Origin of the sequence: Pantoea osteomyelitidis (assembly GCF_044342975.1) — a bacterium.
Taxonomy (GTDB): Bacteria; Pseudomonadota; Gammaproteobacteria; order Enterobacterales; family Enterobacteriaceae; genus Pantoea; species Pantoea osteomyelitidis.
Window position 1 is genome coordinate 99232 of record NZ_JBGFSN010000005.1, and the last position, 22042, is coordinate 121273.

General features: G+C 56.5%; 22 protein-coding genes and 1 other RNA gene. 6 read left to right on the top strand and 17 right to left on the bottom strand.

What is annotated here, in order from left to right:
- Positions 1-9: 9 nt before the first annotated feature.
- The 3 genes from diaA to ABU178_RS14155 are packed head-to-tail and all read right to left on the bottom strand — an operon-like array spanning position 10 to position 2989.
- Complete coding sequence (gene diaA / locus ABU178_RS14145; protein WP_397216001.1) at positions 10-597, bottom strand: DnaA initiator-associating protein DiaA; 588 nt, start codon at positions 595-597, stop codon at positions 10-12.
- 14 nt (positions 598-611) lie between these two features.
- A complete protein-coding gene (locus ABU178_RS14150; protein ID WP_397216003.1) occupies positions 612-1007 on the bottom strand; it encodes a YraN family protein in 396 nt (131 codons plus the stop codon).
- A complete protein-coding gene (locus ABU178_RS14155) occupies positions 965-2989 on the bottom strand; it encodes a penicillin-binding protein activator (protein WP_397216005.1) in 2025 nt (674 codons plus the stop codon). The genes ABU178_RS14150 and ABU178_RS14155 overlap by 43 nt, the downstream gene beginning before the upstream one ends.
- A 62-nt stretch (positions 2990-3051) precedes the next feature.
- Here ABU178_RS14155 and rsmI point away from each other — a divergent pair, with 62 nt between their 5' ends.
- Entirely contained in the window at positions 3052-3915 is an 864-nt protein-coding gene (rsmI, locus tag ABU178_RS14160; protein WP_397216007.1) for a 16S rRNA (cytidine(1402)-2'-O)-methyltransferase, read from the top strand.
- Positions 3916-3948: 33 nt separating this feature from the next.
- Positions 3949-4327, top strand: an RNA gene (rnpB, locus tag ABU178_RS14165) — RNase P RNA component class A.
- Positions 4328-4388: 61 nt separating this feature from the next.
- Here rnpB and ABU178_RS14170 read toward each other — a convergent pair.
- The 10 genes from ABU178_RS14170 to ABU178_RS14215 all read right to left on the bottom strand — a co-directional run bounded on the left by ABU178_RS14170 (position 4389) and on the right by ABU178_RS14215 (position 11219).
- A complete protein-coding gene (locus ABU178_RS14170) occupies positions 4389-5375 on the bottom strand; it encodes a glutathione S-transferase family protein (protein WP_397216009.1) in 987 nt (328 codons plus the stop codon).
- 94 nt (positions 5376-5469) lie between these two features.
- On the bottom strand, positions 5470-5883 hold the full coding sequence (locus ABU178_RS14175; RefSeq protein ID WP_397216010.1) for a DoxX family protein: 414 nt from the start codon (positions 5881-5883) through the stop codon (positions 5470-5472).
- Positions 5884-6089: 206 nt separating this feature from the next.
- Positions 6090-6374, bottom strand: coding sequence for a YqjK-like family protein (locus tag ABU178_RS14180; protein ID WP_397216012.1), 285 nt, complete (start codon positions 6372-6374; stop codon positions 6090-6092).
- Positions 6371-6769, bottom strand: coding sequence for a phage holin family protein (locus ABU178_RS14185; protein ID WP_397216014.1), 399 nt, complete (start codon positions 6767-6769; stop codon positions 6371-6373). Before ABU178_RS14185 ends, ABU178_RS14180 begins: the two co-directional genes overlap by 4 nt.
- A gap of 2 nt (positions 6770-6771) precedes the next feature.
- On the bottom strand, positions 6772-7077 hold the full coding sequence (locus tag ABU178_RS14190) for a YqjD family protein (RefSeq protein WP_397216016.1): 306 nt from the start codon (positions 7075-7077) through the stop codon (positions 6772-6774).
- A 37-nt stretch (positions 7078-7114) separates the two neighbouring features.
- Positions 7115-7498, bottom strand: a complete 384-nt coding sequence (locus ABU178_RS14195; RefSeq protein ID WP_397216018.1) for a DUF1090 domain-containing protein — start codon at positions 7496-7498, stop codon at positions 7115-7117.
- Positions 7499-7669: 171 nt separating this feature from the next.
- Positions 7670-8050: an EnvZ/OmpR regulon moderator MzrA gene (gene mzrA / locus ABU178_RS14200; protein ID WP_397216020.1), complete on the bottom strand. Its 381-nt coding sequence runs from the start codon at positions 8048-8050 to the stop codon at positions 7670-7672.
- Positions 8050-8724 (bottom strand): DedA family protein, encoded by a 675-nt coding sequence (locus ABU178_RS14205; RefSeq protein ID WP_397216021.1) that lies wholly within the window; start codon positions 8722-8724, stop codon positions 8050-8052. The genes mzrA and ABU178_RS14205 overlap by 1 nt, the downstream gene beginning before the upstream one ends.
- Positions 8725-9048: 324 nt before the next feature.
- Positions 9049-9822 (bottom strand): transcriptional regulator ExuR, encoded by a 774-nt coding sequence (gene exuR / locus ABU178_RS14210; protein ID WP_397216023.1) that lies wholly within the window; start codon positions 9820-9822, stop codon positions 9049-9051.
- A 92-nt stretch (positions 9823-9914) separates the two neighbouring features.
- Entirely contained in the window at positions 9915-11219 is a 1305-nt protein-coding gene (locus ABU178_RS14215; RefSeq protein ID WP_397216025.1) for an MFS transporter, read from the bottom strand.
- Between the two features lie 396 nt (positions 11220-11615).
- On the opposite strand from ABU178_RS14215, the gene uxaC reads away from it, so the two are divergent.
- The 3 genes from uxaC to ABU178_RS14230 are packed head-to-tail and all read left to right on the top strand — an operon-like array spanning position 11616 to position 15976.
- The gene (uxaC, locus tag ABU178_RS14220) at positions 11616-13031 is read left to right on the top strand and encodes a glucuronate isomerase (protein ID WP_397216027.1); all 1416 of its coding nucleotides are present in this window, start codon (positions 11616-11618) and stop codon (positions 13029-13031) included.
- Between the two features lies 1 nt (position 13032).
- Positions 13033-14481: a tagaturonate reductase gene (locus tag ABU178_RS14225; protein ID WP_397216029.1), complete on the top strand. Its 1449-nt coding sequence runs from the start codon at positions 13033-13035 to the stop codon at positions 14479-14481.
- Positions 14482-14485: 4 nt separating this feature from the next.
- Positions 14486-15976 (top strand): UxaA family hydrolase, encoded by a 1491-nt coding sequence (locus ABU178_RS14230; protein ID WP_397216031.1) that lies wholly within the window; start codon positions 14486-14488, stop codon positions 15974-15976.
- A gap of 32 nt (positions 15977-16008) precedes the next feature.
- Here ABU178_RS14230 and sstT read toward each other — a convergent pair whose 3' ends face one another.
- The 3 genes from sstT to ABU178_RS14245 form a co-directional block, all read right to left on the bottom strand.
- Positions 16009-17241 (bottom strand): serine/threonine transporter SstT, encoded by a 1233-nt coding sequence (sstT, locus tag ABU178_RS14235; RefSeq protein WP_397216032.1) that lies wholly within the window; start codon positions 17239-17241, stop codon positions 16009-16011.
- Between the two features lie 235 nt (positions 17242-17476).
- Positions 17477-18448: a TerC family protein gene (locus tag ABU178_RS14240; RefSeq protein ID WP_397216034.1), complete on the bottom strand. Its 972-nt coding sequence runs from the start codon at positions 18446-18448 to the stop codon at positions 17477-17479.
- 253 nt (positions 18449-18701) lie between these two features.
- Positions 18702-19700, bottom strand: coding sequence for a Gfo/Idh/MocA family protein (locus ABU178_RS14245; RefSeq protein ID WP_397216036.1), 999 nt, complete (start codon positions 19698-19700; stop codon positions 18702-18704).
- A gap of 150 nt (positions 19701-19850) precedes the next feature.
- Between ABU178_RS14245 and ABU178_RS14250 the strand changes: the two genes are divergently transcribed.
- On the top strand, positions 19851-21539 hold the full coding sequence (locus ABU178_RS14250) for a chloride channel protein (protein WP_397216038.1): 1689 nt from the start codon (positions 19851-19853) through the stop codon (positions 21537-21539).
- On the opposite strand, the gene ABU178_RS14255 is transcribed toward ABU178_RS14250, so the two are convergent.
- Complete coding sequence (locus ABU178_RS14255) at positions 21536-22039, bottom strand: M48 family metallopeptidase (RefSeq protein ID WP_397216040.1); 504 nt, start codon at positions 22037-22039, stop codon at positions 21536-21538. The two genes, ABU178_RS14250 and ABU178_RS14255, sit on opposite strands and share 4 nt — an antisense overlap.
- Between the last annotated feature and the right edge of the window lie 3 nt (positions 22040-22042).

Here is a 22042-nt window from a genome sequence, read left to right on the forward strand (position 1 = left end):
CTCCTTCAGTTATTCCTGGTGGGGAAACAAGGTGTTATCAATCAGATCGCACAGGCAATTCAGCGTCAGCATATGCATCTCGTGAATACGCGCGCTGCGGTGCGAAGGGATTCTGATCTCGACATCGTGCGGACCCAGTAATCCGGCAAGCTCGCCGCCATCGTGGCCCGTAAGGGCAACGATGGTCATGTCGCGCGTGACGGCAGCTTCAACCGCTTTGATGATGTCGCGCGTGTTGCCGCGGGTTGAAATCGCCAGCAGCACGTCGCCTGCCTGTCCGATGGCGCGCACCTGCTTGGCGTAGATTTCATCATGCAGACGATCGTTGCTGATGGCCGTCAGCATGACGTTATCGGCGCTGAGCGACAGCGCGGGCAGGCTGGGACGCTCGGTCTCGAAACGGTTAATCATGCTGGCAGCAAAATGCTGCGCGTTGGCGGCCGAGGCGCCATTGCCGCAGCTGAGGATTTTGTTGCCGTTCAACAGAGATTGCACCAGTGTCATCGCGGCGCGTGAAATGGCATCAGGCAGCGCTTCCGCCGCTGCAATCTGGGTTTGAATACTCTCTGTAAACCATGCTTTGATTCTGTCCTGCACACTACCACCTGGTTCTAAACGTCTGCATTAAAGGCATCGGGCAGCCACTCCAGTTGTTCACCGGTAATGGCGATGATGTCAAAACGGCAGTCTACCGTATCGAAACTGCCGCCGCGCGTCACCAGCCAGAGCGCGGCGGCGCGCAGCAATTTTTGCTGTTTCTGCCGCGTCACGCTGGCGAGCGCGCCGCCAAAGCGCGCATCGCGGCGATAGCGAACCTCGACAAAGACCCAACATTCGGCGTCGCGCATAATGAGGTCAATCTCACCGCCGCGAAAGCGCACGTTGCCGGCTACCCATTTCAGGCCGGCCCGCTCCAGATAACGGCGGGCCAGAAGCTCCTGCTCAGCGCCGATCCGCTGCCGGTTCAGGGAACCGGAACGATTTGTCCCTGTTGATACTGGTTCCATGCCAACTTCCTGTTGATCACGCAGTCCTGATTCGCGCTCAGCTTGCCGGTATTGCCATCAATGGCGAAACCCGGCATCTGGCGCATCTGATTAAAGTGATTCGCCAGCGTCCAGGCGTCAATGCCCATCGCATAGAGACGAACCAGCGAATAATCATTGTTAAACGTCCTTGCCGCCTGCTGCATCAGCGCCGGATTGGCGCCGGAGAGCAGCGGAATATCGCTGAACTGCAGGCCATCCATCTCCAGGCGGAAGTCCGGGCCGGCGCCAGCCTGGAAGCTGCGCGAGCTGGCATAAAGCGCAATGCCGCTGCGGCTGCCGGTGCGCATGGCGATCATCGGCTTGATCAGCTGAAGCTCATCCTGCGTTGAGACGATATACACCGCATCCGGGTTGCCTTGCGGGGCGGCGGAAACCGGCGTGCTCTCCTGCGGAGCCGGAATCGTCAGACCAGCAACCGATATGCCCTGCGGCTCTGCCGGTTGCACCGTCAGCGGCGTGCCGCTCAGCGAGATGCCTGCGCCGCTGTTGATGCCCTGCTTGAGTTCATCGACTGAACCAAACTGCTGCTGCAACACCGTAGCGCCGCCCAGTGTCTGCCACTCCTGCGCAAAGGCTTTGCTTACGCGGTCGCCCAACGAGTTGCGCGGCACCAGCAGCAGCGGCTGACGTTTGCCCTGTTCCCAAATATGGTGCGCGGCATCACGCGCTTCGTCTTCAGGAGAAAGCGCAAAATAACAAAGATTCGGATGGTTCTGGATCTGCCCCGGCTCGTTGAGCGCCAGAACATTAAGCGGCGTCTGGCTGTTCGCCACCTGCTCGACGTTGCTTTTCAACAGCGGGCCGACCACCAGCGTGGCGCCATCCTGCTGCGCCTGCTGCATCACCTGCTGAATTGGCTGCGAGCTGGTGTCGTAGACTTTGACCTGCGCCGTAGCGGCTGGCGCGGCGCTGGCGTTGTCTACGGCGGGCTGCGTTTCTGGCTGAACGGGCGGCGTACTGGCAGCAGCAGCCGGGCTGACCACCGAGTTCGCATTCCCGCTATCGGCAAGCTGCTGATCCGGCGACGGCGCAGCGGCAGCGTCAGGCTGAGGCGCGGCGGGCGGCGGCGCAGGATTCAGCACGCCGTTTTTCGCATCGTTAAAACCGCGCTGAATGGCGCTGGCAAAAACCTGCGCCTGGCCGCTGGTGGGCAGTAGCAGCGCAATGGTGCTGGTCGAGGCCTGAGTGTAATTCTGTATCTGGCTAAGCGCGGTGGGCAGCGATTTCGCGGCGGGGTTTTGCGGATAGCGCGTTTGCCAGTCCTTGATCGCTGATTTCAGCGTCTCAGGCGCGCTGCTATTGGCGCGGTAAACGCCCAGCAGATCGAGCCAGCCCTGCAGCGTATTTTCATCTGCATTGATCACCAGGTTATTGACCTGATCCTGTGGCATTTGCAGCAGCGCCTGCCAGGTCGCATCGATATTTTTCTGGTGATCGTCCCCCTGCAACAGCGGCTCCTGGGCGATATAAGCACGCAGCAGCGGCAGCGAAGGGCGGCTTTGCATCGCGGCGATTTGCAGCCCATAGTAGCGAGCCTGCTGATCTTTCGACAGCGCGTCGGCATCCACCTTGCCCAACAGCTGTTGCGCGCCGTTGTAATCCTGATTGCTCAGACGCAGCTGGGCATTCAGCAATTGCAGCTCCTGCTTCTGGGTTGAGGAGAGCTGCTGCGGCAGCTGGCTCAGCTGCTGGCTGGCCTGCGGGTACTTTCCTTCCTTCATCAGGGCACGGATAGCAAGTAATTGCCAGTCGGTCTTGCTATCATCGCTGCTTTGCTGCACCTGCTGCAGATAATAGTCGGACGTGCCGGTGGCAGGTCCCTGAATGTTCACGTTTGAAGTTTGTGGGCCCTGACCGGTACAGGCGGCTAAAATCAGCCCAGCGAGAAGAACAGGGACGAAGCGTCCTGCTTTATGACGAACAAATTTTGAAGGAAGCATACTGTATCCAGTGATGTTTTTTTCAAGATGCTCAATATTAAATCGGCAATTCGGATGAAACAATGAAACAACTCGATCGGACAGAGATTTCTGCCAGCACGCTCTATATCGTACCTACACCGATCGGTAATCTGGGCGATATCACCCAGCGGGCGCTGACGGTGCTCTCAAGCGTCGATCTGGTCGCAGCGGAAGATACACGTCATACCGGGCTGTTGCTACAACATTTCGCCATCAATGCGCGACTCTTCGCACTTCACGACCACAATGAACAGCAAAAAGCCGAGCAGCTGCTGGCGAAGCTGCAGGAAGGGCAGAGCATCGCGCTGGTCTCCGATGCCGGCACGCCGCTGATCAACGATCCCGGCTATCATCTGGTGCGCCGCTGTCGCGAGGCGGGCGTTCGCGTGGTGCCGTTGCCCGGCGCTTGCGCCGCCATTACAGCATTAAGCGCAGCGGGATTGCCGTCCGATCGATTCTGTTACGAAGGATTTCTGCCTGCGAAAAGCAAAGCGCGCTGCGATACGCTGCGTGCTTTGGTTGATGAGCCGCGCACACTGATTTTCTATGAATCGACCCATCGCCTGCTCGACAGTTTGCAAGATATGGCGAGCGAGCTGGGCGCGGATCGCTATGTGGTGCTGGCGCGTGAAATCACCAAAACCTGGGAATCGATTTATGGCGCGCCGGTCGGCGAGCTGTTGGCTTGGGTGAAAGAGGATGAGAATCGACGCAAAGGCGAAATGGTGCTGATTGTGGAAGGGCACAAAGCGGATGAAGAGGCGTTGCCCGCTGAGGCGCTGCGTACGCTGGCGTTGCTGCAAAAAGAGCTACCGTTAAAAAAAGCGGCGGCGCTGACCGCAGAGATTCACGGCGTGAAGAAAAATGCGCTCTACCGTTTTGCGCTTGATCAGCAAGAGGCGTGACAAACGGCGTTGAATGCCCTATTATCCCGCGCCGAAGCTGACCAGACAGTCGCCGCTTTGTCGTCGTCCTCTTTTGGGGGGAGACGGGCAGAGGGGAGGAAAGTCCGGGCTCCATAGGGCAGGGTGCCAGGTAACGCCTGGGGGGCGCAAGCCTACGACCAGTGCAACAGAGAGCAAACCGCCGATGGCCCAGTAATGGGATCAGGTAAGGGTGAAAGGGTGCGGTAAGAGCGCACCGCACGGCTGGCAACAGTTCGTGGCACGGTAAACTCCACCCGGAGCAAGGCCAAATAGGGGTTCACAAGGTACGGCCCGTACTGAACCCGGGTAGGCCGCTTGAGCCAGTGAGCGATTGCTGGCCTAGATGAATGACTGTCCACGACAGAACCCGGCTTAACGGTCAGCTTCGACTTCTTTAAAAACCCCGCTTCGGCGGGGTTTTTGCTTTCGGTCGTATATAGCAGTCTGTTTATTTAACGAAAGCGCTCATCACGACCGTGCGGCTCATCCCAGTCAAATGCAGGGCCGAGTGAAATCACGCCGTTCGGATTGATGGTTTTATGGCTGCAGTAATAATGATGACGAATCTGCGCCAGATTTACCGTCTCGGCAATGCCGGGCATCTGATAAATATCCCGCAGAAAACCGTTCAGATTCAGATAGTCGCCGATACGATGACGGTCGCATTTAAAGTGGGTAACGTACACAGGATCGAAACGCACCAGCGTCGTCCAGAGGCGTAAATCCGCTTCGGTCAGTTGATTGCCGGTAAGATAACGATGCTGGCCCAGAATCTGTTCCAGACGCGACAGGGAATGAAACAGCGCAGTTACCGCTTCATCATAGGCCGCCTGCGAGGTGGCAAAACCCGCTTTATAAACGCCGTTATTTACCGTGTCGTAAATCCAGCCGTTCAGCTCATCGATTTTTTCACGCAGCGCCAGCGGATAGTAATCGCCGGCACGCGCGCCCAGCGCGTCAAAAGCGCTGTTAAACATGCGCATAATATCGGCTGATTCATTGCTGACGATGGTGTTCTGCTTTTTGTCCCATAACACCGGAACAGTGACGCGTCCGCTGTAGTGCGCATCCGCATGCAGATAGAGTTGATAAAGAAATTCGTTCTGGTAGAGCCTGTCGCCGGTAGCGCCGGAAAAATCGTCGTCAAAGGTCCAGCCGTTTTCCAGCATCAATGGGTGCACTACCGAGACCGGGATCATCTCCTCCAGACCTTTCAGTTTTCGCATCAGCAGCGTGCGATGCGCCCACGGGCAGGCCAGCGAGACGTAAAGATGATAGCGATCGCGCTCCGCCGCGAATCCGGCTTTTCCGCCGGGACCGGCGCTGCCGTCAGCGGTAATCCAGTTACGCCAGACTGACTCGGAACGTTTAAAGCGGCCGCCGGTCGATTTTGTGTCGTACCAGGTATCATGCCAGACACCCTCAATCAATTGCCCCATATGGCCTCCAAAAAAATGGGGCGAGGAAAATCCTCGCCCTGATGAGTATATCTGTGATTTTACAGGATGCTGTATTGCGCATCGCACCCTTTAATTAACGGGCTACGGTGGCCGCCAGCGACTTTTTGCTCAGCAGGCGATCAATGCTATAAGCGCCCGGACCCACCAGACCCAGAACCAGGAAGCCGCCGGCAATCGACAGGTTCTTCATAAACATCATCTGGTTCACGCCTTCAGCAAAGTTGCTGTGGAACATAAAAGCGGTCAGTACGGTAAAGACTGCGGTAAACAGCGCGGTAAAACGGGTCAGGAAACCGAACAGGATGGCCAGACCGCCGCCAAATTCCAGCAGGATAACCAGCGGCAGGAAAAAGCCCGGCACGCCCATTGATTCCATATACTGCTGTGTGCCGCTGTAGCCATTGATTTTGCCCCAGCCCGCGCTGATAAAGAGGATTGGCATCAGGATGCGTGCCAGCAACAGACCAGTACTTTCGAATTTTTTCATGGTTAACTCCAACCGTTTCTCTGTAGGCGGCGTAATCGCCGGGCTCAATAAACCCCATCGAGATGCGCTTCTGCAGTTCTTTGGGCTGATGGCTAAAGATAATAAGCGCGGTCTGAGAAGGTTGTAAGCAAGATAAACTGTCGAAGTTATTCAGGAATATTGACGAAGCGAAAGCCGGACCAGACGGACCGGCTTGAGAGAGAAACTTAACGCGTGGAGAGCGTAGACTTAATCAAACGCCAGGTGCTCCAGAACCCAAAGCCACGCTTGGCCCAACGCATCAGGAAGTTGGGATTGCGTACCGACCAGATCGCCAGCGCGCTGCTGCCGATAGCCAGATAGCGACGCAGACTTAACAGCGTGAGCCAGCCACGATCGTACTGTGCTGTACCCAGCAGCCAGTCGCGCTTCGCCGCGCTGAGATCCAGGCGCTGCTGCTGCACTTCATTGAGAAGGTCATGTATGCGCGCTTCACGCTGCCGTCGGCTCATGGATGGCGTTCCTCCATAATCTTGCGATCCGTCTCCAGCTCTTTACGCGTGTGGTGCAACAAGGTGGACTGACGCGATTTTTTCAGCGTCCAGAGACCAAAAATCAACGCCAGCACAAACAGCACCGCAGTGGTAATGCCAATCGCCATCAGACGATATTGCGCATCCACTGCCCAGATAACCAGCACCATCAGGCTCATCAATCCGAACGCAGTAAACAGCATCGTGAGGCCAATCATGATCAACATCTGAATCAGGTTGGCTTTTTCTGCTTCCAGCTCGACCACCGCCAGTCGCACGCGCGTTTCAACCATACTGACCAGCGTAGTAACGATACGCTGACCAATATTTATGACCCCTTTGCCTGGGCCCTGGCTTTGCTGAGTATCGGCCATAATTAACGTCGCGAAATCAGTACGCCCAGAACCACACCGATAGCAGCACCGATGCCCACGCCGTGCCAGGGATTCTCACGGACATAATCGTCAGCTTTTGCAGCCGCTTCACGGGTGCTCTGAGCCAGACGTTCACCTGATTCGCCCAGACGCTCACGGGAATTCTCCAGCGCTACGCGCGCTTTTTGACGCAGCTTATCCAGCTCGCCTTTTGATTTTTCTGTGGAGCTGCTGAGAACCTCTTCCAGGGTATCTGCCAGGTTTTTCAGTTCAGCGCGCAAATGTTCCGATGATGTGTCTTTAGACATGAAATACTCCTTTTTACATCAGTAAGTTGAATCTGAATTAATAGGGCTCCGCCTGTAACTTCTTCAGCTCCTGGCGTGCTTCCTCAAGCTTCCGTTCGCGTTTTGCGATCTTCTCCTTTTCATCGCCTTTCTGCCGCTCTTCCTTTAGCTCGTGCTCGCGCTCAGCAACTTTCTGCTGCTGGGCTTTAATTCTTTCCTGCTGTGCCGCTTTCAGCTTCCCGTCGGTGCAATCGGCGCGAGCCTCTGTTAATGCCCGCTCCAGGCCGTTAACCCGTCGCTGATTATCATGTTGTCGCGCCACGTTAATTTCGTGTTGAATATCGCGCTCTTTCTGCTGACACAGCGATTCTGCCGCCAGCGCTGATCCAGAAAGAGAAACCAGAGCAAAACCCAGTAGTATGCAATGCTTCTTCAGGTTCATGACATTTCCTTATTGGCAGACCTGTCGCAAACCAGACAGGCGCTCATCCCAGCTTGTCTTGTGACGCAGCCATCCATAGAGCATAGACAGCGCATAGAAAAAGTTCAAAGAAGACGCGGGGATAGAACAGACGTTCGCGCCGTTCAGTACCAGCTGAACGGCGGCCTGACGCTAACTGAGGGAGTGACGGGCAGAACCTGGCGCGTTAAGCCATTCCTGACGATTTGCGGAATCCATCTGCGCCACGACATAACCGTCCGGCAGCAAGCGGCGCAACACTTTTTGCGCGGCGAGGCCCTGTTCTTCGGAGTCGAAATGAATAATCAGCGCATTGCCGGCTGGCGTAATGCTTTTGATGCGGATGCCCTGCGCCGTGAGCTGTTGATAGAGATAAAATCCATCAGGCAACGGCGTGCCGGCATGAGCAACGCGAATTTTAACCGCCGTCTCATGACGCAGCATGGTTGGCGTCAGCGTAATGACGAGCAGCAACAGCACGCCGCCAGCCAGCCAGGGCAACAGCCGTTTGGGTAACCATTGGGGTAACGTCATCACTGCGGCTTCCCGTTCTGATTAGCCTGCCGTTTACGCCACAACACCACCAGCGAGCCGACCAGCCCAAAAACCAGCAGCACCAGCGGCAGCATCATCAAACAGAACATCAGTTCATCTTCGTAACGGCGGAAGATCGGCGTTTTGCCTAGCGCGAAGCCCAGCACGGTAAGAATCACCACCCACAGCAGCGCGCTTATCCAGTTGAAGAACTGAAAGCGCGCGTTACTCAGGCCGGAGAGACCGGCGATGGTCGGCAGCAGCGTGCGCACAAAGGCGATGAAACGGCCAATCAGCAGGGCGGAAAGTCCGTGACGATGGAACAGGCTGTGCGCGCGCTGGTGGTACTGAGCAGGAAGGTGGGAAAGCCAGTTTTGCACTGTCGGCGTATTGCCAAGCCAGCGTCCCTGAATATAGCTGACCCAGCAGCCCAGGCTGGCGCCGGTGGTCAGAATCACAATCGTCAGCGGGAAAGTCATTGTGCCTTTCGCTATCAGCACGCCCACCAGAATCAACAGACTGTCGCCCGGCAGAAAGGCGGCGGGCAGCAAGCCATTTTCCAGAAAGAGAATCATAAACAGCACGCCATAAATCGCCCAGACCAGCGTTGGATCGGCCAGCGTTTCATAATCCTGTTGCCACAGGGCGTGCAGCAACGCTTGTAAAATATCCATCCATCGTTCCTGAACATCATTGTTAAATAGGCCCACCGGGTGGACTGAAGCGCAGACCGGCGTTTCATTATGGATTTTAGGAGCGCAGCCTGAGCCGGATTTACCAGATCCTTTCGGAATTGATTGTTAAATCAGCGACTTTTAAATCCCTGTCGCAAAGGGTAAAAAAAGGGTGATAACTGTAACAAAAATCATGGATATGAGACAGGAGAATGTGTCTGCACCCTGGAGTTTTACCCTTTGCCATGAAGAGTCCAAAGAGGCTTTACACAGGCTGACATAATTCCAGACTAAATGACTTTCCTGAGCAAATATTCCGCACTATCAGTGCGACTCAGAAGAACTGTCCGGGAGGATAACGGGATTTTCAGCAAACATGTAACGGTCCACGTTAAATTCAAAATCATCCGCCGTCGCGTTGAATAACATCTGCTTAGTATTTTCCAAATGTTGCCACATCGCCAGTTTACTGGCGGCAGGATCTTTGCGCATCAGCGCTTTCAGAATCCGATCGTGGTCATCGCACCAGCTGAGAATTGAGCGTTGATCGATATGTTCGTGCAGTTTTAACCAGTAGGGGTTATGCAGGCGATGCAGCCACATTTTTTCGACAATGGCGGCCAGCGCGCTGTTTTGCGTCGATTGGGCAATACGGACATGAAAGTGCATATCCCATGGCGAATCACGAAAGCGATCTTCCTGACGCGCTTTTTCCTGAATTGCCATCAGATCCATGATGTCCTGACGCGTTACCTGGGTTGCGGCAAATTCCGCGATGTTGCTTTCGATTAACTGGCGTGCCTGTAACAGCTCGAAGGGGCCAAAGGTGGCAAATTCCAGCTGGCTGGGAGTAGCGACGCGGTTTTGCTGCTGGCTGGCGACAACATGAATGCCGGAGCCTTTGCGCACCTCCACATAGCCTTCCACCTCCATCATGATGATCGCTTCGCGCACCACGGTACGGCTCACCTGCATCTCTTCCGCGATCAGGCGCTCAGCAGGCAGCTTATCACCGACCGGATAGGTACCGGCTTCAATGCGGCGTTTCAGTTCAGTTGCCAGCTGCTGATAGAGACGGCGGGATTCAATGATGTCCATGAGCGCGATCCAGAGGAAAGAAAACAATAAAGCTGTTATACCACCTTGGCGCGCAGGAGGAAACGGGCTGGCCGCAGCCAGCCCGTCCGGACTTATCCGCGTGCGGTTACGTTTTGCGGCGCAAGCGTTTCTTCTTCCAGCTCGGAGGCCGGTTTGTTTTTCAGTACCGTCCAGATGACCAGCGCGCCCAGCAGATCGAACACCGCCAGCGCGGCAAACAGCGGGCTGAAGCCCAGTGTATCCGCCAGCGCGCCGACCACCAGCGCAAACATGGTGCTGGCGGTCCAGGCTGCCATGCCGGTCAGGCCGTTGGCGGTCGCCACTTCGTTGCGACCAAAAACATCAGACGAAAGGGTAATCAGCGCGCCGGAAAGAGCCTGATGGGCGAATCCGCCGACGCAGAGCAGCGCAATCGCCACGTACGGACTGGTAAACAGACCGATGGTGCCTGGCCCGATCATCAGCACCGCGCCCAGCGTCACCACCATTTTACGGGAAACGATCAGATTGACGCCGAACCAGCGTTGGAACAGTGGCGGCAGATAACCGCCCACGATGCAGCCTAAATCGGCAAACAGCATCGGCAGCCAGGCAAACATGGCAATCTCTTTCAGATTAAAGCCGTAAACCTTGAACATAAACAGCGGGATCCAGGCGTTAAACGTACCCCAGGCCGGTTCGGCAAGAAAGCGCGGCAGCGCGATGCCCCAAAACTGGCGGTTGCGGATGATTTGCAGCGCTGACAGCTTTTCTTTGTTGCCGGTCTGATGCTGTGATTCCTGACCAGAAATGATGTAATGACGCTCTTCATCGCTGAGCTTGTCCTGCTGTTTTGGATGTTTATAAAACACCAGCCAGCAAAGCGCCCAGATCATGCTCAGCACGCCGGTGATAACAAAGGCCATTTGCCAGCTGTGGGCGACAATAGCCCATACCACCAGCGGTGGCGCCAGCATCGCGCCGATCGACGATCCCACGTTGAAATAGCCCACGGCGACCGAACGCTCTTTCGCCGGGAACCATTCGCTGCTCGCCTTTAGCCCGGCGGGGATCATCGCTGCTTCTGCAGCGCCTACGGCGCCGCGAGCCAGCGCAAAGCTGCCCCAGCTGCCCGCCAGCGCGGTAGCGGCGCAGAAAATCGCCCATAACACGGCAAACACCGCATAGCCGATTTTCGTGCCCAGCATATCCAGTACATAGCCGGCAACAGGCTGCATAACGGTATAGCAGGCGGAATACGCCGCCACGATATAAGAATATTGTTGAGTGGTGATATGCAGTTGCGTTTCCAGCGTGGGCGCGGCTACCGCAATGGTATTTCGCGTCAGGTAACCCAGTACGGTTCCCAGCGTCACCAGCCCAATCATGTACCAGCGCAACCCTTTGATCTTACGCATTTATATACCTCTTCCAGTCTTGCCTGCGGCCTGGCCGCAATTGTTATCTGGAGCGGGACGACTCGTGATCTATTCACGCCCGCAGGCCCTGCGAAAGCGACCCCTGTTTCGTTTTCTGCGCAGCGTCTCAGGCGCGCCACGTTGAGGGCATGAAGATAACTTGTTATACAACTTTAAAAGTTGAGAGCCATCACAAAACCCTTTATTCCGTTGTGGGATACTGAAAACAGTCGTCAGGACAGCGAATTAACGCGCTGGCAGCAGGAGGATCGTCCATAGCAGAGCTGAAAAACGCTTATTTATGTGAAGATGATCACAAAGAATTTCGCCACTGGCTAAATTGGTATGATAACTTTGAGCCAGAACTTCAGGGCACTTAATAACGAGGAAGCAGGTATGTCGCGTTTTATGACCGAAGATTTTTTGCTGGATACGGAATTTGCCCGTCGTCTGTATCACGATTACGCTAAAGAGCAGCCTATTTTCGATTACCACTGCCATTTGCCGCCGCAGCAGATTGCGGAAAATTACCGTTTTAAAAACCTGTATGACATATGGCTGAAGGGCGATCACTACAAATGGCGCGCTATGCGCGCAAACGGCGTGCCGGAATCCTTCTGCACCGGTAACGCCAGCGATCGCGAAAAGTTTGACGCCTGGGCGCGCACCGTGCCGCACACCATTGGCAATCCGCTTTATCACTGGACGCACCTTGAACTGCGCCGTCCATTCGGCATCACCGACACGCTGCTTTCTGAAAAAAGCGCCGACGCTATCTGGCATCGCTGTAACGAACTGCTGGAGCAAGATGCCTTCAGCGCGCGCGGCATCATGCAGCAGATGAACGTCAAAATGGTGGGCACCACGGACGATCCCGTCGACGATTTACAGCATCACCGCACGCTGGCGCAAGATAAAAGCTTTACGGTGAAAGTGCTGCCCAGCTGGCGTCCGGATAAAGCCTTTAACATTGAGGCGGAGACCTTTCAGCCCTGGCTGCAACAGCTGGAGCGCGTTGCTGATGTCAGCGTGCAGCGCTTTGACGATCTGCTGCGTGCGCTGACGAAACGCCTCGACTATTTTGCCGCGCACGGCTGCAAGGTTTCCGATCATGCGCTGGATGTAGTGCTCTACGCCGAGGCGGACGAAAGTACGCTGGATGGCATTCTGTCGCGCCGTCTACAGGGCACGCTGCCCAACGAGCAGGAGATTGCCCAGTTCAAAACCGCCGTGCTGGTCTGGCTGGGAAGCGAATATGCCCGCCGCGGCTGGGTGCAGCAGTATCACATCGGCGCGCTGCGTAATAACAACCGCCGCCAGTATCAGCTTCTCGGACCGGATGTTGGCTTCGACTCCATTAACGATCGTCCTCTGGCCGAGCCGCTGGGACGCCTGCTGGACGCGCAGAACCGCAACAATGCGCTGCCGAAAACCATCCTTTACTGCCTCAACCCGCGCGACAACGAAGTGCTGGCGACCATGGCGGGGAATTTCCAGGGCGAAGGAGAGCCGGGCAAAATGCAGTTTGGTTCCGCCTGGTGGTTCAACGATCAGCTCGATGGCATGCAGCGCCAGATGACGCAGCTGGCGCAGATTGGGCTGCTGAGTCGCTTTGTCGGCATGCTGACCGATAGCCGCAGCTTCCTCTCCTATACCCGTCACGAGTATTTCCGTCGTCTGCTGTGCCAGATGATCGGTCGCTGGGTCGAGCAGGGCGAAGCGCCTGCCGATGAGGCGCTGTTAGGGCAGATGGTGCAAAACATCTGTTTCAACAATGCCCGTGACTACTTTGGCATTGAGCTGGGGGCATAGCATGCAAAGGCTGAATCGTCGCGATTTTCCCGCCGCGCGTTATACCGACCGCATCATCCAGTTTGGTGAAGGCAATTTTTTGCGTGCCTTTATCGACTGGCAAATTGACTGGCTGAATGAACACCAGGGAACCGATGCGGGCGTGGTGGTGGTACGGCCACGCAACCGTCCGGTCGAACAGAGCCTGAACCAGCAGGATGGCCTTTACACCACGCTGATCCGCGGGCTGGATGAAAATGGCGAAGCGGTAAGCCAACCCCGTCTGATCGTCAGCGTCAATCGTGAAATTCAGCCTTATCAGCAGCCTGATGCGTTTATGGCGCTCGCGCAGGATGCCAATATTCGCTTTGTTTTTTCCAATACCACCGAAGCGGGTATCGCGTTTGCAGCGGAGGATCGGCTGGAGGAGATTCCCGCTGCCTCTTTTCCCGGCAAGCTGACGCAACTGCTGTGGGCGCGCTTTCGTCACTTTAATGGCGCGACGGATAAAGGCTGGCTGATTGTGCCCTGCGAGTTGATCGACCATAACGGAGATGCGTTACGTGCGCTGGTGCTGCGCTATGCGCAACAGTGGCAGCTGCCCTCAGCGTTCAGCGCCTGGGTCAGCGAGCATTGCGCATTCTATAACACCCTGGTCGATCGCATCGTGACCGGTTATCCGCAGGAGAGCGCGGAAATCGAGGCGCAGCTGGGCTACCAGGACGCTTTTCTGGTCACGGGCGAAACCTACTATCAGTTTGTTATCCAGGGGCCGCCGATTCTGGCGCAGGCGCTGAAACTGGACGCGCTGGCCCCGCATATCCGGCTGACAGAGGATATTCGCCCGTGGAAAGAGCAGAAGGTGGCGATACTTAATGGCGCGCATAGCGCAATGGTGCCGGTCGCGTTTCTGGCCGGGCTGGAGAGCGTGGGCGAGGCGATGGACGACGCGCAAATCGCCGCGTTTGTTGACCGTCTGCTGCGCGAGGAGGTGATCCCCACACTCGATCTGCCTGCGGATGAGCTGCATCGCTTCGCGGACGCGGTAGAGCGCCGCTTCCGCAATCCCTATATCCGCCATGCGCTACTCTCGATCGCCCTGAACGGCATGACCAAATTCCGTACCCGTTTGTTGCCGCAGCTGCTGAAGTCACAGCAGTTAAACGGCGTCTGGCCGACGCGCCTGACGTTCGCTTTAGCTGCGCTCATCGCCTTTTACCGCGGCGAACGGCACGGTGAGACTTATCCGTTGCAGGACGATGCGCACTGGTTACAGCGCTACAGCGAGCTGTGGCAGGCGGTAACCGCGGATCGTCAGACGCCGCAACAGTTGGTGCGCGCCGTGCTGAGCGACGTAAACCACTGGGGCGAAGATTTAACCGGGCGATCGGGACTGGTCGCCGCGGTCACCCAACACCTGCAAAACATCATCGCTCACGGGATGCGTGAGGCGCTGAGCCAACTGAGATAACGCTATGCAAGACGCGATTAAAATTGATCCCCGCGATAACGTTGCCGTGGCGTTACGCGATCTGGAACCGGGCACCACTGTCAGCCTGCCAGAAAGCAGCGTGACCGTGCGCGAGGCGGTTGGACGCGGCCATAAATTCGCCCTGCAGCCGATTCAACAGGATGCGCTGGTGGTGAAGTATGGCCTGCCCATCGCGCACGCAACCCAACTGATAGCGCCAGGAGAAGCCATTCACTCGCAGAATGCGCGCACCAACCTGAGCGATCTGGATGAATATGATTACCAGCCAGCGTTTGCCGAACTGCCGCCGCAGGTGGGCGATCGTGAGGTCGCTATCTATCGCCGCCCGAACGGTGAGGTCGGTATTCGCAACGAGTTGTGGATTCTGCCCACGGTCGGGTGCGTCAACGGCATTGCGCGCCAGATTTTGCAGCGCTTTCTGAAAGAGACGAACGAGGCGGCGGACATCGACGGTGCTTACCTGTTCAGCCATCCGTTTGGCTGTTCGCAGCTTGGACAGGATCATGAAAACACCCGCACCATGCTGCAAAATATGGTGCGTCACCCGAACGCCGGCGCAGTTTTGGTCATCGGCCTCGGCTGTGAAAATAATCAGGTGGACGTTTTTCGTGAAACTCTGGGTGAGTATGAGAGCGATCGCGTGCAGTTTATGATCTGCCAGCAGCAGGATGATGAAGTGGAAGCGGGCCTCGAGCGGCTGCATGCGCTGTACGACGTGATGCGTCACGACCGTCGTGAGCCGGGCAAGCTGAGCGAACTCAGGTTTGGCCTGGAGTGCGGCGGTTCAGATGGTTTTTCCGGCATCACCGCCAATCCGCTGCTGGGGCGTTTCTCCGATCAGATGATCGCCAATGGCGGCACTACGGTGTTGACTGAAGTGCCGGAGATGTTTGGGGCGGAACGCATCCTGATGAGCCGGTGTCGCGATGAAGCGACATTCGACAAAACCGTGGCGATGATCAACGACTTTAAACGCTACTTTATCAATCATCAGCAGCCGATTTATGAAAACCCGTCGCCGGGCAACAAGGCGGGCGGTATTACCACCCTGGAAGAAAAATCGCTGGGCTGTACGCAGAAAGCGGGGCGGAGCCAGGTGGTAGACGTGCTGAAATATGGCGAGCGCCTGAAGTCGCCGGGGCTGAATCTGCTCAGCGCGCCGGGCAACGACGCGGTAGCCACCAGCGCGCTGGCTGGCGCAGGCTGTCATATGGTGCTGTTCAGCACCGGGCGCGGCACGCCTTATGGCGGCTTTGTCCCCACGGTGAAAATCGCCACCAACTCGCAGCTGGCGGAGAAGAAGCCGCACTGGATCGATTTTGATGCCGGCAAGCTGATTTATGGCACCAGCATGGAGGATCTGCTGGCCTCGTTTGTGGATAACATCGTGGAGATTGCCAACGGAAAACCGGCGAAGAACGAGGTTAACGATTTTCGCGAGCTGGCAATATTCAAAAGCGGCGTGACGCTGTAAACAACAAGGGCGGCAAAAGCCGCCCTTGTGATTTATGCGCGGTTAGCTACGCGCTGCTCTTCTGCCTGACAGGCCGCTGCGGTGAACAGCACATCGGTAGAGGAGTTGAGTGCGGTTTCTGCGGAGTCCTGCAGGACGCCGATAATAAAGCCTACCGCGACCACCTGCATCGCCAGATCGTTGGGAATGCCGAACATGTTGCATGCCAGCGGAATCAGCAGCAGAGAGCCGCCCGCTACGCCAGACGCGCCGCAGGCGCAGAGCGCGGCGACCACGCTGAGAAGCAGCGCGGTGGGCAAATCGACCGGCACGCCCAGGGTGTTTACCGCCGCCAGCGTCAGCACGGTAATGGTGATGGCGGCGCCGCCCATATTGATGGTGGCGCCCAGCGGAATGGATACGGAATAGGTATCTTCATCCAGCCCCAGTTTTTTTGACAACTCCATATTTACCGGAATATTGGCGGCGGAACTGCGGGTAAAGAAAGCGGTAACGCCGCTTTCACGCAGGCAGGTAAACACCAGCGGATAGGGATTGCGACGGATTTTCCAGAAAACCAGCAGCGGATTAATCACCAGTGCCACCAGCAGCATGCAGCCAATCAGCACCACCAGCAGATGCATATAGCGCCACAGGGCGTCGAAACCGGTTGTCGCCAGAATCGACGCTACCAGACCAAAAATCCCCAGGGGGGCGAAGCGGATGACCAGGCGCACCATAAAGGTCACCGCATCCGCGCCATCATTCAGCAACCGTTTGGTGGAGTCGCTGCTGTGGCGCAGCGCGAAGCCCAGACCCACGGCCCAGACCAGAATGCCGATATAATTAGCATGCAGCAGCGCATCTATCGGGTTGGAAACCATGCTCATCAACAGACCGCGCAGCACTTCAACAATGCCGGAAGGCGGGACGATCTTATCCGTACCGGTAACCAGCGTCAGGCTGGAAGGAGCAACAAAGCTGACCACCACAGCGGTGAGAGCGGCGGCGAAAGTACCGAACAGATAAAGCGCCAGGATCGGGCGAATATGGGTTTTTTGCCCCTGCTTGTGGCTGGCAATGGATGACATCACCAGCATCAGCACCAGCAGCGGAGCCACCGCCTTCAGCGCGCTGACAAACAGCGAACCAAGAATACCTACCGCGTTGGCGTAGTCGGTCGACCACCACGCCAGCAGTACGCCAGCGATCAAACCCACAAGAATCTGTTTTACCAGGCTGCCATGCATGAGGTGCCGTAGCAGTGAATTATCTGCACTTCTCATCTTTTACTGTTCTCTTTTCATCGTTTCACTGCGCAAGCCTGAATATAGCCGGAGCAGGGGTGTGTTTGCCTGCGGCAGTATAAGGAAAAGATCTGATGAGAAAAGCGATAATTCCGCCTGCACGCAAGCGGCTGACTTTTTAATCCACTAAAGAACAGGAGAGCCGCAGAGATATAAAACAAAAATGGCCTTCTCTTCACTATAAATAAGGGGCGCAGCGCACCCCTGTAGTGAATTATTGTGACAGCTTGTTCTGATCATTTCTGTGGTTTACCCAGGCGTTGATCAGCAAGGTCACGCCGAGAATAGCGCCGACGACGCCCAGCGACAGGGAAACCGGGATGTGCCAGAACTCCACAATCAGCATCTTGACGCCAATAAACACCAGCACGATCGCCAGACCATATTTCAGCATCGAGAAGCGCTCCGCCACGTTCGCCAGCAGGAAATACATGGCGCGCAGGCCAAGAATGGCGAACAGGTTCGAGGTCAGCACGATAAAGGGATCGGTGGTCACGGCGAAAATCGCCGGAATACTGTCGACGGCAAAAATCACATCGCTCAGCTCAACCATAATCAGCACCAGCAGCAGCGGCGTGGCGAACAGCAGGCCGTTCTTGCGAATAAAGAATTTTTCTCCCTCCAGCGTATCGGTCATGCGCAGGTGGCTGCGCAGCCAGCGCACCACCGGCTTGTCGCCAACCGCATTCTCATCATCCTCTTTGCTGAAGGCCATCTTCAGGCCGGTAAACAGCAGGAAGGCGCCGAACAGATAGAGGATCCAGCTGAACTGGGTGACCAGCCAGCTTCCGGCGAAGATCATGATGGTACGCAGCACGATGGCGCCCAGCACACCGTAGATCAATACGCGGCGTTGCAACGCGGCAGGCACAGAAAAGTAGCTGAACAGCATCAGCCAGACGAAAACGTTATCCACGGCCAGCGCCTTTTCCAGCACGTAACCGGTCAAGAAGGAGAGGGTTTGCGCGGTAGCGAATTCACGTCCAGCGCTGGCGTCGAGATACCACCAGAAGGCGGCGCTGAACAGCAAAGAGACGGAGATCCAGACCAGTGACCAGACGGCGGCCTGTTTGAAAGACATGGTGTGTGCGCCGCGCCGTCCCTGTAAAAAGAGATCGATCGCCAGCATGATCAACACAACTACGGCAAAGCTGCCCCAGAGTAACGGTGTGCCAACAGTTTGCATAATCGTATCCTGTGTGAAAATAAAAAACGGCTGAGGTCAGAAGACGCCAGCCGCTTATTTTCCTGTAAGCAAACCTCGCCTTCCGGCAAGGTCTCACTTACAACGCAGAATTGGATTCCGGGTTGCCTGACGACCGGTTGCTTAACGCAACGTAATGACGATCGTGCAGCTTATAAGTTACTCCCCTTTGCAGCGCGTAAAGTAAGGGGTTGGAAAAAATTAAGCAACGACGCGCCGTAATATTTAGAAATATTTACATAACGCCGGGCTCGTCAGGCTGGTCAGCAGGAAAGATCACGCCGGTCTGGCGACGGATTTCGGTGAGCAGTTCCGCTGTGGTGCGTGACAACGCCAGCCCCGCATGATCGACCTCATTATTCTTCACCAGGCGCACAAAGGTTTCCGCCTCGTACAGCATGGTATTGATATGCTGCGGCTGGCTGAGATCCTGGGGACCGCCGCCGCGTGGCGTAAAGGTGACCTGTTGACACTCCGCCAGTTTGGTTATCAGCAGCGAACCCGCTTCACCCTGAATTTCGCTGGGGATCAGCGAGTCGCTGACTTTTGAGTGCAGCAGCGTGACGTCAAAATCGCCATAATCGAGCACCACTACGCCGTGCGCATCCACGCCGCTCGCCAGCAGCGACGCCTGCGCTTTTACGCCGATGGGTTCGCCCCAGAGCGTGACGGCGGCGGCGAGACAGTAATAACCAATATCCATAATAGAGCCGTTCGACCACTGCGGATTGAAAGTGTTGGGGTTCTCGCCGTCAAGGTAGCGCTGATAGCGTGAGGAATACTGGCAGTAGTTGAACAGTGCCTTACGCAGAACGCCAGCGCGCGGCAAGGCTTGTTGCAGCGCGTGAAAATTAGGCAGGCTGGCGGTTTTGAACGCCTCAAATAACACGCAGTTGTGCGCACGCGCGCAGGCGATCATCTTCTCCGCTTCCCGCAGGTTAGAGGCCAGCGGCTTTTCGCAGATCACATGCTTGCCATGGGAGAGGAACAGTAGCGCCTGCTCGCAGTGCAGCGCATTGGGGCTGGCCAGATAAACGGCGTCAATCTTTTCTGACGCGGCCAGCGCTTCCAGTGAGGTAAACAGTGCGTCACAGGGATAATCGGCGGCCAGCTGCTGTGCCTGCGCCAGGGTGCGCGAATAGATGGCGCTCAGCTGCATATTGCCGGTTTCATGCGCCGCATCGATAAACTGTCGGGTAATCCAGTTGGTTCCCACAATAGCAAAACGGATCACGCTGTTCTCCCGCGAGGTGGTAAAGCGGCAGAGTAGCATGTGGGATGATGCGCGCAATGCACAACGTGGATTGATGATTGATCCTGCGATCGCCATTCCAATATGATGATGGCGCAACGATTTACAGGCTGAACAGAAAAGGGATTGCGGGTGAGCGGAAGTAAACATGCACTGAACTGGACAACGCTGATTATCGCCGTTCCGGTAGGCTGCGCAGCCTCGCTGGTGACGCTGGGCTTTCGCGGCGTTATTGAGCTGATTAACCAGCTGCTGTTTGGCAGCGATGCGGAAATTACCGCCGCCATGCACCGCTGGCCCTGGTTTACCTGGCCGCTGCTGGTGGGCGCAGGGGGGCTGATCGCCGGTTATTTCCTGCGTTTTGCCGTTTCCATTGAGAAACAGGAGACGGTAAAAACCGATTATCTGGAAGTGATCAACGCCCGGCTGGATGTGGTGCCGACAAAAACCTCGCTGTTTCGCGCGCTCTCTTCCATCGCCAGTATCGGCAGCGGCGCCTCTATCGGTAAGGAGGGACCGATGGTGCAGCTCTCCGCGCTGTGCGGCAGTATGCTCGGACGCCTGGCGCCGACATCCCTCAATCTGAAAAACAGCGATGTGGTGGCGATGGCCGCCGCCGCAGGGCTTTCCTCGGTCTATCACGCGCCGCTGGCCTCGGCGATTTTTGTTGCCGAAATAGCTTTCGGCATTTCGGCGTTGCAAAGGCTGATCCCACTGATTGTCGCTTCTGCGGCGGCAGTAATGACCATGTGGTCGCTCGGCTTCCGCAACGCGCTCTATCCGCTGGCGGACAGCGCTTTCCGCATGGATATCAGCAGTTTGTTGATGACCGTGGTGATTGGGCTGCTGGCGGGCATCACCGGCTGGCTGCTGATTAAGCTGATCGCGCGCAGTAAAAAGCTGTTTGGATGCGTGCGCTCGCTGCCGTTGCGCCTCGGCGCGGGCGGCTTCGCCGTGGGCCTGCTGGCTCTGCTCTCAACCGATATTCTTGGCAACGGCTACGAAGTGATCGTCAGAGTAATGGCGGGCGATTATCTGTTGCCCGGCCTGGTTTTGCTGCTGCTGCTGAAAATGGTGGCGACCACGCTCTCTGTGGGATCAAACGCGGTGGGCGGGCTGTTTACGCCATCCCTGCTGATCGGCGCGCTGCTGGGAGTGATAGTAGCGACGCTCGGCGCAGCGCTGCATCTGCCGCTGGGCGATACTTTGCTCTATGCCGCCATCGGCATGGCGGCGGTGCTGGCGGCAGTGAGCCAGGCGCCGCTAATGGCGATGCTGATGGTACTGGAGATGACGCTCAACAGCAGCCTGCTGTTTCCGCTGATGATCGCCTCGGTGCTCGCTTCAATGGTGGTGTACCGATTGCAGGCCGCCAGTACCTATCCAGTGGTCAGCACCCACTTCAGCCGCTCCGAAGCGAAGTTCGATTTTGACAATATGCTGGTGGCGGAGCTGATCATACCCGGCGCGGCGCTGCAACCCAATGAGTCGGTGGGGCAGGCGCTGGCGGTGAGTTCGCTGAAGCGGGAACGCTATGTCTATGTGATTAACGCCAGCGGACAGTTTCTTGGCGTGGTCTCTATTCATGACATTTCGCGCAAGGTGCTGGCACAGGAGATAACGCTGGATTCGCCGGTCAGCGTGGTGATGGACGATAACTTTCCGGTGGCTTACCAAAACCAGAGCATGCGCGAAGGTTGGGAAGCCTTCGCCCGCGTCACGCTGGAGCGTCTGCCGGTGTTGAATAATCCGCAGGAACGTCGCTTTCTCGGCGCCTTAACCAAAACCAGCCTGATTCAGAAGGCGCAGGAGTTTCTTTAGGCCGCGTTGCCGCGCATCGCCTGGTCGGTCATCCACAGGCGTGCGTCAAACTCAAGCTGATGATAAGCGGGTTCCATATGGCAGCAGAGCTGGTAGAACGCTTTGTCATGCTCTTTCTCCTTCAGGTGCGCCAGCTCATGCACCACGATCATGCGCAGAAAAGGTTCCGGGGCGAGGCGGAAAAAGGTCGAAATACGGATTTCCGCTTTCGCCTTCAGATTGCCGCCCTGCACGCGCGAAATAGCGGTATTCAGGCCCAGCGCATGTTTCATCACCTTGATTTTATTGTCGTACACCACTTTGCTGAGCGGTGATGCATTACGCATATAACGATTCTTCAGCGCAATCGCGTAATCATACAGCGCTTTGTCACTGATGACGTCGTGCGTGTCGGGGTAGCGCTGCTGCAAAAATGCACCCAGGCGCTGATGTTCAATCAGCGTTTTTACCTGCTCCAGCACGGGTTCAGGATAGCCTTGAAGATAGATCAGTGACGACATTAG